Source organism: Streptomyces sp. NPDC006463 (genome assembly GCF_042870715.1).
Lineage (GTDB): Bacteria > Actinomycetota > Actinomycetes > Streptomycetales > Streptomycetaceae > Streptomyces.
The window spans coordinates 1-11,769 of sequence record NZ_JBIAHP010000059.1 but is presented as its reverse complement, the minus strand read 5'-3'; the positions used below and the strand labels follow the sequence as shown (position 1 = coordinate 11,769).

Genomic DNA, 11,769 nt, shown 5'->3' with positions numbered 1-11,769 from the left:
AATACGCCCAGTATGGGGGCGCCCCTCCGCCTTGCGATGCACCGCATCCGACGCCGTGCGCTGACCCACCGGGGATTACGGGACAGCCCTTAGCCACGCAGAGACGGAGCATGTGCATATCTGCCCTGTCTGTCACCGTCGCGATGATGGCCGCGACGGTAGCGGGAGGGTCTGAGGGCGTCCTGGCAGCGCCGGGCATCTCGGCGTTAAGAGACGGGCATCTCGCCGTCAGTGCCGTCGAGTAAGTTCTGTCCGTTCGGCCCGACGGGCGGGCCGCTGAACTCGAGGACTCGTCGCTGTGAGCATCCACATGCACATGCGCGCCGTCGCGGAATCGGAGATCCGGGACGACCACACCTGGCTTGCGGCGTTCATGTGGGAGGCTTGGGAGAACCAACCCGCCGAGTACGCAGCGGGCATCGCCGTCTCGATCGACAAGGTCTGGGATGACGTCAATGACCTCTACGCAGCTGCCGATGCCCTTGATGCGGATGCCGGCAAGCTCTCGACGTTGCCGATTTACGGCGGGCGCCCCGTGGCACACAGCGCCGATGCCGATCCTTCCAACCCGCCCCTGGGACTTCTGGAACCGCCTGGGGTGTCACAGGCCGCAGGCTTCCTCGCGAGCGTCCCTTTCGACGAGCTGTGGAACGTCGCCAGCGCCAAGCTCGTCTGGTCCGGCTGGGACGAGTCGCAGGTCAGGCAGGAGTTCCTCGACCGTCACAGGCGCCTCCAAGGGTTCTACGGGCGGGCGGCTGCAGCAGGCCACGCCGTGGTCAGGGCGGTGTGGGCTTGAGACGTGGTCGCGTGCCGGTCACAACCATTCGTTGTTGGCGGCGACCGGCAATGTCGCTACGTAGCGGACAGCAAGTTCGTCGTATCGCGTGGCGACGGGTCCCCAGCCCCGCTCCTCCTCAGTCGGTTGCGGACGCAACCGGGAGGTGGAAGCTCCTGATAGCAGGCCAGACTCTGGAGCGGCTCGGCCCGTTCGGGGTGGCCGGAGACCATCGCGGAGCGAGGCTCGAGGAGCACCTCCGACCGGCCGTGGCACCCCGCCCCAACACCACCCATCCGGACGGGTGCAGGCCTTGCCCGAAGGGGACGGTTGTTAACGTGAATGCATGACGGCTTGTACGGAATGCGATTTCGAGTACGACCTCGCCCTTGCTCCCAGGGTCTCGGTGCTCGCCAAGGGCCACGCGCGCGAATACGCGGACCTGCTGGGGGCCGAACCGTCGGTGCTGCGGCGACGCTCTGCGCCGCAGGTGTGGTCACCTCTCGAGTACGCCTGCCACATGCGCGATGTGCTGCTCGTCCAGCGGGAGCGGGTGCTGGCCGCACGACGTCGTGATACGCCGGTTGCCGAATCCATGGGGCGCGACGAGCGGGTCGAGCACGACGGATATGCCCAGCAACAGCCTGCCGATGTCGCGCGCCAACTCCAGGACGCGGCACTACTGTTCACCGAAGTACTCGACCGGCTGTCTCCCTCCGACTGGGAGCGCACACTGGTATACAGCTATCCTGAACGCGAGGAACGCTCACTGCGCTGGGTCGCCGTGCACACCCTGCACGAGCTGCGCCATCACCTGCTCGACATGGGTCGCCAACTGGAACACCACGACGAGGGCAGGCGCGATTCCTCTCTCGGGGCCCGTTCGACATCGGCCCTCTGAAAATCTTCGGCGGCAAGGCGGCAAGCACTCGACCACGGACCGTGCCACCGCGCGCGTCCGCTGGCTGAGGATCTCCGCCGCCCCTGGGAGAAGCCCGCCGAGCCTGGTCGGCTCATCCCCGCCCGGGCGCGGCGGGGGTTTCGGAACCACCGCCCTTACTTGCCCAGGCCCCTCGGCTCGAAGAACCACCGGCCCGCCACCCGCTAAGTCTTCGGCAGACATGACGACGGCACGGGTGTCACTTGCGATCACGCAGGAAGGTGGGGATCCCCTCGCGAGTAGGCGAGTTCGGCAGAGGTGCCGGTTCACCTTGGAGGAACGCGGTGACGACGACGGCGGCTCGGTCGTTGTTGCCGTCCAGGCCGTTCCACATGTGGTGCCCGACTCCGGGCATGTACTGCGTGCGCTGAATGGCGGGGTCGTTGGCGAGGATGGTGGTCGCCCATTGGCGAACCTGGGAAGAACACTCGGCGATCATCAGCATGGCGGGCGTCTCCGAGCGCCTCAGCTGCGGGGCAATGGAGGAGGAGTCCCTCACCGTCTGCTGGACGCGGAGGCTGGCGGCGGGGCTGAAGGAGAAGTTCTGCGGGGTGTCTTCGGACGGGATGCGATGCGCGTCGCGCGCGCAGTAGGCAGATGCAGTGTCGCTGCCGAGGTCGGCGGCGGTGAATGCGTTGTCTCCTTCGGCCTGTCCGATCAGTCCGGTGCCAGGGCTGAGGAATCCGAGTCGCATGAGGCCGAACGCCACGGCGTACCGGGGGTTGCGCGTTGATCGCGGCCCGGTCATGCCCGGTGCGAGATCGCGTGCGGACGGGAGCCCCTTGTGCCCGGTGATTCTCGATGTCGGGGCGTCCATCGGGCCGGGCTCGGCGATGATCACCCGGTGCAGCTGTACGGCGACGGCGGGGTCGGCCAGGGCTCGGGTGAGCACAACGGCGCCTGACGAGAAGCCGAGGACGTCAGCCTTGCCTTTGCCCAGACGGTAAATGAAGGCGTTGAGATCACGGACCGATCTGGAGATCGTGTACTGGTCCATGGGGAGCAGGTCGCTGCGTCCGCCGCCGGCCTGTTCGTAGGTGTAGACGTCGTAGCCCTGGCCTGCCAGGAGTTGCAGGAACCGGTGGTCGAGTACCGATATGCCGCGGACTGGTCCCCCGTTGAGGTAAACGAGCGGGATCGGGTGTCGGGTGCTGGGGTCTGCGGGCGGGTAGTGGTACACGGCGACCCTGCTGCCGGTGTTCAGGTTCCAGCGCTCGGTGGCCACGAAGGGCAGGGCGGGCGGGTGCTGACGGGTCGTGGGAACGGCCGGAACGCAGACCGTCGCCGTCAACGCCGCCGCGAGAACCACCGGCACGAACGGCACGAGTCGCGCCGCCCGGGTACGGCTCCGGCGCCGGCTCAGCCACAGTGCGGCGACAGAAGCAACGCCGAGGGCCGTCAGCCAAGCGGCGAGTCCCGAGCCGGCCCCGTCCGTGAGGACGATCAACACGAGAAAGACAACAACCAGCGCCGCGACGGCAGTCAGCGCCAGCAGTAAGCGTCCGGTGAAGCGGACAAGGCGTATGGCGAATGCGCCCATGACGGGCCTCCAAGTTTCAGAACGCTGTTTCAAAACGACGTTATCAGAAGAGGTAGGCTTCTCGTCATGGGTAGACCGAGGACGAACGACGAGGCGGTCAAGGAGCGCCTCGTGGCGTGTGCGACCGAGATGTTGGCCACGGGTTCGCGGGAGTCGGTGACGGTCCGCGCCGTCGCGGCTGCCGCCGGCGCGTCGACGACGGCGGTGTACTCCCTGTTCGGCGGCAAGGACGGACTGATCGGGGCGGTACGCGACAGGGCTGTCGCCGGCCTGTTCCAGGACTTGTCGGCGGTGCCGACCTCTGAGGATCCCCTCGCCGACCTCTACGCCCTGGCCATCGCATACCGGCTATGGGGATGCGGACACAGCCACCTGTACACGGTGCTGTTCGGAAGGACACAATCCTTCGATCCATCGGGCGCAGTCGGCACCCGTGACCCCATCCGGCCACTCATCGCGGCGATCGACCGGGCTGTGACAGGTTCCGTCCTCGCCGGCGAAGCGACGTCGATCGCCCTCTCACTGTGGGTCACCCTGCACGGACTTGTGACGCTCGAACTGTCTGAAGCCCTCGACACCCTCACGGCCGAGGCCGCCTTCCGATCGGCGATTCACGCTGCCCTGCGCGGCTGGGCGACCCCCGCGGTGTTCCGCAGCCTTCGCCAAGCCGAACTCGGTCCCTGACAGGGGCAGGGCGGCCGCTATCGGTTTCTCCCGCTCCCCCAAGTGCACCGGGTGCTGCACGGGAGCCCGTCGGGCAACGATCGGCATGACCTTGCAGGCAGCCATCCGTGAGACCGATCGGCCGTCGGCCATCGGCCGCGGGCAGAAGTCTTGCGCGTGCCCCCTGAAAGGGCGCTGGCGCGGTCCGCCGCTCAGCAGTTCGTGGCCGCGGTGACGTCCCAGCGGGTGATGTCGCCGCTCTCCTGGGCGACGTAGAGCGTGCCGTCGGGTCCGAAGGCGAGGCCGTGCGGTTCGCAGGCGGGGTCCGGCAGGGGGATTTCGGTGATCCGGCCGTCCGTGGTGACGCGGCCGATGCGGCCGGTGGCCCATTCGGTGAACCAGCAGGAGCCGTCCGGTGCCACCGCCACCGCGTGCGGCCGGCACTGTGCGTCCGGCAGTGGATATTCGGCGAACTCGACGCCGCGCGGGTCCAGTCGGCCGATGCGGCCGCTCCCGATCTCCGCGAACCACAGTGCTCCGTCCGGCGCCGCCGCCAGTCCGACCGGCGCGGCGCCGACCGTGGGCAGCGGGTAGAGGCTGACCTCGCCGGTCACGGTGATCCGCGCGAGGGCGTCTGCCTGGTTGAGCGTGCACCACAACGCGCCGTCGGTGGCGGTGGTGACAAAGGACGGGTAGGAGTCGCTGCTGGGCAGCGGGTATTCGGTGATCTTCCCATCACGAGTGATGCGGCCGACTGTCGCGGTGTGCAGCGTGGTGAACCAGAGGGCGCCGTCCGGCCCGGGGGTGATGCCGAACGGTCCGGGGTCGGAGCCAGGCAGGGCGTAGGAGCGGGCTTGGCCGTCGGTGGTGATGCGGCCGATGCGGTGGTCCCGGTTCCGGGTGAACCACAGGGCTCCGTCGGGGCCGGTGGTGATGAGGGTGGGGCCGCAGTCGGACGAGTCGAGCGGGAACTCGTCGATCTGCCCGTGTGGGGTGAGGCGGGCGATGCGTCCGGCGTGCACCAGGGTGCACCAGATGTTGCCGTCGGGGCCGGCGGTCAGGGCGTAGGGGCCGGCAGCTGTGGTGGGGAGGGTGTAGGTGTGGATCAGGCGTGCGGGGGTGTCGGTAGTCAAGTGGGGCCTTTCCGGAGGGAGGGGGATGACTTACGCCGCTGTTGCGGCGGCCGGTTCGGGGGCGCGCAGGACCAGGCGGTCACCCTGCCAGCGGGCGCACAGCCGGCGGTCGTGACTGACCACGACCACGGCACCCGGGAACGAGGCGAGCGCCTCCTCCAGTTCCTCGGCCAGTGCGGGAGAGAGGTGGTTGGTCGGCTCGTCCAGCAGTAGTACGTCGGCCGGTTCGGTGACCAGCCGGGCCAGTGCCAGCCGCTGCCGCTGGCCGGCCGACAGGGTGCCGACCGCAGCGGTGAGCCGTTCGGGGACGAACAGGCCGAGCGACAGCAACTGCTCGGTGTGTTCTTCGGGGGTTCCGGGGCGGCCTGCGGCAAAGGCCTCAAGGAGCGATCGGCGGGGCTGTTCCGTATTGGTGTGCTGGGACAGCAGTCCGGTTCGGGCGCGCCGTACGACGTGGCCCCGATCGGGGGCGACGGTGCCGGCGAGGACGCCTAGCAGGGTGCTCTTGCCGGCTCCGTTCGGTCCGGTGACCAGGAGCCGGCCGCACGCCGGCACGGCCAGGTCCAGCGGCGCGAGCCGCCCCGCCACCGCCAGGCCATCCGCCGCGAGGACCACACCGCGCGGGCCGTCGGCGCCGGTGGTACGCGGCACGGCGGTGAACCGCAGCGGCTCGGCCGGCGCGGGCACCGGCTGGGCCAACACTCGGCCCAGCCGTTCCTCGGCGTTGCGCACCCGGCTCGCCAGGGACTGCTGCACCCGGCCGGCCGCACGGTCGTAGGCCATCTTGTTGCCGTCCTTCATCGCCCGGCCGGGAGCCACCCGGCGGGCAGTGCCGGCGGCCGACTCCCGCAGTCTGTCCACCTCCGCGCACCACGCGGCGTGGGCCTGAGCGCGGCGCTGTCGTTCGGCGGCACGCCCCGCGAGGTAGCCGGCGTAGCCGTTGCCGTAGCGGACCGCGCGGTGAAGGTCGCCGTCGACCTCCAGCAGGGAGGTGGCTACGCGTTCGAGGAACTGCCGGTCGTGGGAGACGGCGACGGTGATGCCGCGGCGGGCGCGGAGATGGTCCTCCAGCCAGCTCAGGGCCGCGTGGTCGAGATGGTTCGTGGGCTCGTCGAGGAGCAGCACCTCGGGCGCTGAGGCCAGGAGCGCGGCCAGCCGGAGCCGGACCTGTTCGCCGCCGGAGAGGTTGCCGACGGTGCGGTCGCGGGGCAGTCCGAGCAGTCCCAGGCCGTGCAGGGCGCGCTCGACCCGGGCGTCGGCATCGTATCCGCCTCGCAGTTCGAAGGCCGTGAGCAGGTCGGCGTAGGAGGCGAGGACGTCGGCCGTGGTGTCGCCGTCCGCCATGCGGGCCTCCAGTTGGCGCATCCGGCCTTCCATGGCGCGGAGAGCGGCGAGGGAGCGGTCGACGACCTGCTGGACGGTCAGGCGGGCGGGCAGGGCCTCTTCCTGGGCGAGGTACCCGATGCCGCCGTCCGCGCGGACGGTGACCGTGCCGCGGTCGGGACGCTCGGTCCCGGCGAGCAGCCGGAGCAGGGTGGACTTGCCCGATCCGTTCTCGCCGACGATGCCGAGGCGGGTGCCGTCGGGGACGGAGCAGTCGACGGAGTCGAGAACGGGGCGGCCGTCGTAGGACTTGCAGAGGTCAAGCGCGGTCAGCTGTGCGGTCATGGAGCGGCTCCAGGGGGTCGGATGCGAGCGGGAAGGGGGTGGTGGTGGTGGAGGTGGAGGTGGTGGAAAAGCGGGTGAGAACCATCGAAGGACTCCTTATGGCGACCAATGTTGCGTTAAGATCGTTCCATGGATGCCACTGCACACACAAGCGATGAATCCGGCCATGCAGACGACTCGGATCAGGCCACGCCCCGGCGTCGGACGGGCGGCCGCAGCGCCCGGGTCCGCGCCCAGGTCCTGGCGGCGGTGGGCGACCTCCTGATGGAGGGCGGGTACGACGCGCTGACCGTCGACACGGTCGCCGAACGCGCGGGCGTGCACCGCACCACGGTCTACCGGCGCTGGCGCGACGTCGGCGGCCTGCTGGCGGACGTGCTCGACGCCGCGTCCGACGACACGTGGAGCCCACCCGACACCGGATCGCTGGAGGAGGACCTCACCTCGCTCAACCAGGAGGTCTACGAAGCCCTGGCGGGCAGCGGGCCCAGCCTGACCACGGCACTGATCGCCGCGGGCTTCCGCTCGGCCGAGGCGGCCGGCGCCCTGGCCCGCTTCTGGGAGGACCGCTACGCACGCTGCGCGGTGGTCGTCACCCGCGCCACCGCGCGGGGCGAACTGCCCGGCCCGGTCGACGCCCGCACACTGCTGGTCGCGGCGACCGCTCCGCTCTACCACGAACTGCTGCTCCTGCGGGCCGCCCCGGACCCGGACCTCCCCCGCCGGGCCGCGGCGGGAGCCGCGGCCGCGGGGCGAGCGGGCGCCTTCAACACGACCCGGTGAACACCGGCGGCAGAATCCGGGGGCGCTCATCAGCGGCGCCGACCGGGGCGCCCCCGCCCTCGGCCCCCGCCCTCGGCCTGCGCCCCGGCCCCCGCCCTCGGTCCGCGCCTCGGCTCGCGCGGGCCGGTGAACCGCGGTTTCGTGGTTCCAGGGGCGCTCGTCGTACCACGACCGCGGCGCCGCGGCCGTGGTAGCCCCCGACCCGACGGAGGAGGGCGGACCATGCCCCTACCCGGACCGGCAGGCGGCCGCCGACACCGCGTGGCGGCGCTCGTCGCCGCGGCGGTCTGCTCGACCGTACTCAGCTGCCCTGGACCCGCCGCCGCCCAGGACGCGCCGTCGCCCTCGGCGGGCATCCCCCGACTGGACTGGACCCCGTGCACGCCCGGCAGCCCGTACGACTGCGCCACCGCCCGCGTCCCCCTCGACCACGCCGACCCCGCAGGCCGGACCATCGACCTGGCCGTGGTCCGCAGGAAGGCGACCGACGGCGCGCAGCGCCTGGGAACCCTCTTCGTGAACCCCGGCGGGCCCGGCGGCCCCGGGACGGTGCAGGTCCCGCAGAACTACGACTCCTTCCCGAAGGAGCTGCGGGAACGGTTCGACATCGTCAGCTGGGATCCGCGCGGCATCGGCAACAGCACGGCGGTGAACTGCTTCGAGAGCACCGACGCCGCCGAGGCGTGGGGACGGTCCAAGCCGGTCGGGTTCCCCGTGGGAGAGAAGGAGCGCACCACCTGGATCGACGCCTACGAGGACCTCGGCCGGCACTGCGAGAAGCGCGATGCCGAACTCCTGCGCCACGTGTCGACCGCCGACACCGCCCGAGACCTCGAACTGCTCCGGCAGGCCGTGGGTGAACCGCAGCTCAACTACTTCGGCGTCTCCTACGGCACGATCCTCGGCGCCACCTACGCGAACCTGTTCCCCGACAAGGTCCGCGCCATGGTCCTGGACAGCAACATCGCGCCCTCCGCCTGGACGAACGGCGCCCGGCCTGACGCCCGGACCACCACACTCCTGCGCATGGGTTCCGACCGAACCGCCGCGGCCACCCTGGACCGGTTCCTCGCCCTGTGCGGATCCGCCCCCACGGACCGCTGCGCCTTCTCGGCCGGCAGCCCGAAGGCGACCCGCGCGAAGTTCGACCAGCTGATGCAGCGCCTCAGGCAACGCCCGGTGGACACGTGGACGTACGCCAGGACGGTCGCCGACACGGTGAGCGGCCTCTACATCGTCGACCCGGGCTGGGCGGACCTCGCCCGCCGCCTCCAGGACCTGTGGCAAGGCCGGGTCCCGAAGGCGCCCGCGTTCCCGCCCCCGCCCCCGGTCGCGCACCCCGACCCGTACCTCGGCGAGGAACAGGCATCGGCCGTGTGGTGCGGCGACAGCCCCAACCCCCGCGATCCGGCCGCCTACCACCGTCTGGCGGAGGACAGCGCCGAGCGGGCGGGCGACGCCGGCCGCTACTGGACCTGGTCCGCAGAGCCGTGCGCCACCTGGCCGGCCCAGGCCGCCGACCGGTACGCCGGACCGTGGAACAAGCCCACCGCACACCCCGTCCTCGTGGTCGGCACCAAGTACGACCCCTCCACGTCGTACGCGGGCTCCGAGGCCATGGCGAGGGAACTGGCCGACGCCCGACTGCTCACCCACGACGGGTACGGCCACACCGCCCTGTTCAACAACGCCAGCAGCTGCGTGAAGACGTACGAGAGCCGCTACTTCGTCGACGGCACACTGCCACCCCCGGGGACGACCTGCCGACCGGACGAGCAGCCCTTCTCCTGAACGCTCTGGATCCGGTACGGATTCACGGGGTGGGGCCTCCTTGACGGAGCCGTGTCCGTACGGGCGAGGTGGCGCGGAACACCGTTCCCTCTCCGCTGAGCCGGAGCGTGTCGCCGGCGGGAGCGTAGACGGCGCGGCCCGGACCGAGCCCCACCGAGCGTTCCCCCGAGGCGATGGTGGCTTCACCGCGGACGCACAGCACGATCTGGGGTGCATCGGCCGTGAGCGTGCGCGGCGCGTCGGTTCGTACGAGGTCGAACCGCGAGAGTCTGAAGTCGTCGACAGGGGCCGGGTAGACGTGCTCCCCCGTCGCCGCATCCCACCGCGCGGCGATGGCTCGGACCGGGAGTGCGGTGAAACGGACGATCTCCAGCAGCTCGGCCGCATCCACGTGCTTCGACGTCAGGCCGCAGCGCAGGACGTTGTCGGAACTCGCCATGATTTCCACGCCGAGGCCGGACAGATAGGCATGCGCGATGCCCGCGCCGAGGAACAGCGCCTGCCCGGGTTCCAGCTCCACATGATTCAGCATCAGGGCGGGCAGCAGGCCGGGGTCGTCGGGATGGGCGTAGGTGATGGCTGCATACGCGGCGAGGTCCGTCCCGTACGGGCCGGCAACCGCGCAGGCGCGCCGGACGGCCTCGGTGACGGCGGTGAGGAGACCGGTCGGTGCCGTCAGGAACGCGGAGAAGACCTCTCGGAGGGCGGCGTCGCCCGGGCGGGCACGAAGCGCCGCGGCATACGGCCCGAGGTCGGGGACGCCGAGGAGTTCCAGGAGGTCGGCGCACCGTCCGGGAGAGCGGAAGCCGCACAGGGCCTGGAACCGGGTCAGGGCGACGATCATCTCGGGCTTGTGCTGGTCGTCGCGGTACGTGCGGTGCGGAGCGTCGAGCGGGATCCCCAGGGCGTTCTCCCGCGCGAAGCCGACGGCGGCCTGGGCGAGGTCGGGATGGACTTGGACCGACAGGGGGGTGTCGACGGCCAGCACCTTCAGGAGGAACGGCAGTCGCGGGCCGAACCGGCGCGCGAGGTCGGGTCCCAGTTCGGCCGTCGGGCTGGCGGCGAGCAGCTTGTCCAGTGCAACGGGCCCGTGTCCCCGGTCGACGCGGGACGGGGCGGCGGGGTGGGCGCCCAGCCACAGTTCGGCCTGGGGTTCGCCGGCGGGCGGTATGCCCATCAACTCGGCGAGGGCGGTGGTGGAGCCCCAGGCATAGGGTCGGATGGTGGTGGTGAGCAGGTCCACGGTCGCTCGGCTCCGGTCGGTTACGGGTGGGCGGTGGGCAGCTGATGGGTTCCGCGGCCCGAGTGCGACAGCCCGGCTACGGCGGCCGCTCCGATGAGTCCGGCGTCCGTCGCGAGCTCGGCGGGCACGACGGGCAGGTCGCGGGTGAAGTCGAGGACGGCGTAATCGGCGAGGTGGCGGCGGAGGGGCGCGAGTAGGGTCGCGCCGGCCTGGGCGACACCCCCGCCGATGACGACCAGGTCGAGTTCGACGAGTACCGCCGTGGCGGCGATCGCGGCGGCGAGGGCCCGTCCGGCACGGTCATATGCCGCAGCGGCTCGCGGGTCACCGGCGCGGGCGGCGTCCGCGACCGCTGCGGCCGTCGGTTGGACACCGGCGGGCGGCACCCAGCCGGATTCCACGGCGTGGGCGGCGATGGCCGTGCCGCTGGCGAGCCGCTCGACACAGCCGCGCGCTCCGCACGGGCACTCGGGCCCCCCTGCGTGGTCGACGGTGAGATGACCGATGTGCCCGGCGTTGCCCGACGGGCCGGCATACAGCGCCCCGCCCAGGATCAATCCGCCGCCGATGCCGGTGGAGACCACCATGCCCAGGACGTTGTCCACTCCCCTGGCGGCGCCCTTCCAGTGCTCGGCGGCGGTCATCGCGACCGCGTCCCCCACCACAACGGGCTCGACGCCGCGCGGGACGTTGGGAAGCGCCCGTATCCGGTCGGCCAGGGGAAAGGCGCGCCAGGCCGGGATGTTGACCGGGCTGACCGTCCCGGCCACGGTGTCGACCGGGCCTGCGCTGCCGATGCCCAGGTGGGAGAGCGATTTCCATTCCGGGTGGAGGGCTATGTCGTCCAGGACCGCCGCGACCGCGGCCATCATCTCCTCGGCCGTGCCGCGGGCCGGGGTGGCGCACTGCGACCGGGCCACCAGGTGGCCGTCGGCGTCGACGAGACCTCCGGCGATCTTGGTACCACCGATGTCGAGTGCTCCGTACACGAGCGCATCCATTCTTTCTCCCGGGACTTCTCGCGGGCGGGCGTCACCGCGTCGCCAGGGGCGATCGCGTTGTCACTCGCCTGTCCTCATGGCACACCGTGTCGTGGGGGCCCCGGGCCCCCCCCGGGGGGGGCCGGGGGGGGGGGGGGGTTTTTTGGGGGGGGGGGGCGCCGGGGGGGGGGTGGGGGTGGGCGCCGCCGCGGGATGGGTGGTGACCCTGACCCGCGGGGGGGGGTGGGGCGGG

At 71.4% G+C, this 11,769-nt stretch carries 10 protein-coding genes and 1 pseudogene; 6 read left to right on the top strand and 5 right to left on the bottom strand.

All coding sequences use genetic code 11. The features are described 5' to 3' along the window. Positions 1 to 298 precede the first annotated feature (298 nt). The 3 genes and pseudogenes from ACFYOB_RS41130 to ACFYOB_RS41120 form a co-directional block, all read left to right on the top strand. The gene (locus ACFYOB_RS41130; RefSeq protein ID WP_388570087.1) at positions 299 to 796 is read left to right on the top strand and encodes a DUF1877 family protein; all 498 of its coding nucleotides are present in this window, start codon (positions 299 to 301) and stop codon (positions 794 to 796) included. Positions 797 to 1,121: 325 nt separating this feature from the next. Then, positions 1,122 to 1,676: a DinB family protein gene (locus ACFYOB_RS41125; protein WP_388570084.1), complete on the top strand. Its 555-nt coding sequence runs from the start codon at positions 1,122 to 1,124 to the stop codon at positions 1,674 to 1,676. Between the two features lie 33 nt (positions 1,677 to 1,709). Next, positions 1,710 to 1,880, top strand: a pseudogene (locus ACFYOB_RS41120) (transposase); the annotation flags it as partial. A gap of 34 nt (positions 1,881 to 1,914) precedes the next feature. On the opposite strand, the gene ACFYOB_RS41115 reads toward ACFYOB_RS41120, so the two are convergent. Continuing rightward, positions 1,915 to 3,255, bottom strand: a complete 1,341-nt coding sequence (locus ACFYOB_RS41115; RefSeq protein WP_388570081.1) for an alpha/beta fold hydrolase — start codon at positions 3,253 to 3,255, stop codon at positions 1,915 to 1,917. 66 nt (positions 3,256 to 3,321) lie between these two features. Here ACFYOB_RS41115 and ACFYOB_RS41110 point away from each other — a divergent pair, with 66 nt between their 5' ends. Further along, the gene (locus ACFYOB_RS41110; RefSeq protein ID WP_388570079.1) at positions 3,322 to 3,939 is read left to right on the top strand and encodes a WHG domain-containing protein; all 618 of its coding nucleotides are present in this window, start codon (positions 3,322 to 3,324) and stop codon (positions 3,937 to 3,939) included. Positions 3,940 to 4,130: 191 nt separating this feature from the next. Here ACFYOB_RS41110 and ACFYOB_RS41105 read toward each other — a convergent pair whose 3' ends face one another. Further along, positions 4,131 to 5,051, bottom strand: a complete 921-nt coding sequence (locus ACFYOB_RS41105) for a virginiamycin B lyase (RefSeq protein ID WP_388570076.1) — start codon at positions 5,049 to 5,051, stop codon at positions 4,131 to 4,133. Between the two features lie 30 nt (positions 5,052 to 5,081). After that, positions 5,082 to 6,719 carry a ribosomal protection-like ABC-F family protein gene (gene abc-f / locus ACFYOB_RS41100; protein ID WP_388570074.1) on the bottom strand — a complete coding sequence of 546 codons (1,638 nt, stop codon included), beginning with the start codon at positions 6,717 to 6,719 and terminating at the stop codon, positions 5,082 to 5,084. A 129-nt stretch (positions 6,720 to 6,848) separates the two neighbouring features. Here abc-f and ACFYOB_RS41095 point away from each other — a divergent pair, with 129 nt between their 5' ends. Both ACFYOB_RS41095 and ACFYOB_RS41090 read left to right on the top strand, forming a co-directional pair. After that, entirely contained in the window at positions 6,849 to 7,502 is a 654-nt protein-coding gene (locus ACFYOB_RS41095) for a TetR/AcrR family transcriptional regulator (RefSeq protein WP_388570072.1), read from the top strand. 222 nt (positions 7,503 to 7,724) lie between these two features. Further along, the gene (locus ACFYOB_RS41090) at positions 7,725 to 9,293 is read left to right on the top strand and encodes an alpha/beta hydrolase (protein WP_388570070.1); all 1,569 of its coding nucleotides are present in this window, start codon (positions 7,725 to 7,727) and stop codon (positions 9,291 to 9,293) included. Between the two features lie 22 nt (positions 9,294 to 9,315). Here the strand turns inward: ACFYOB_RS41090 and manA are convergent, their stop codons facing one another. Together manA and ACFYOB_RS41080 are read right to left on the bottom strand one after the other, a co-directional pair. Next, positions 9,316 to 10,536, bottom strand: a complete 1,221-nt coding sequence (gene manA, locus ACFYOB_RS41085) for a mannose-6-phosphate isomerase, class I (protein WP_388570068.1) — start codon at positions 10,534 to 10,536, stop codon at positions 9,316 to 9,318. A gap of 20 nt (positions 10,537 to 10,556) precedes the next feature. Further along, complete coding sequence (locus tag ACFYOB_RS41080) at positions 10,557 to 11,537, bottom strand: ROK family protein (protein WP_388570065.1); 981 nt, start codon at positions 11,535 to 11,537, stop codon at positions 10,557 to 10,559. Positions 11,538 to 11,769: the final 232 nt, after the last annotated feature.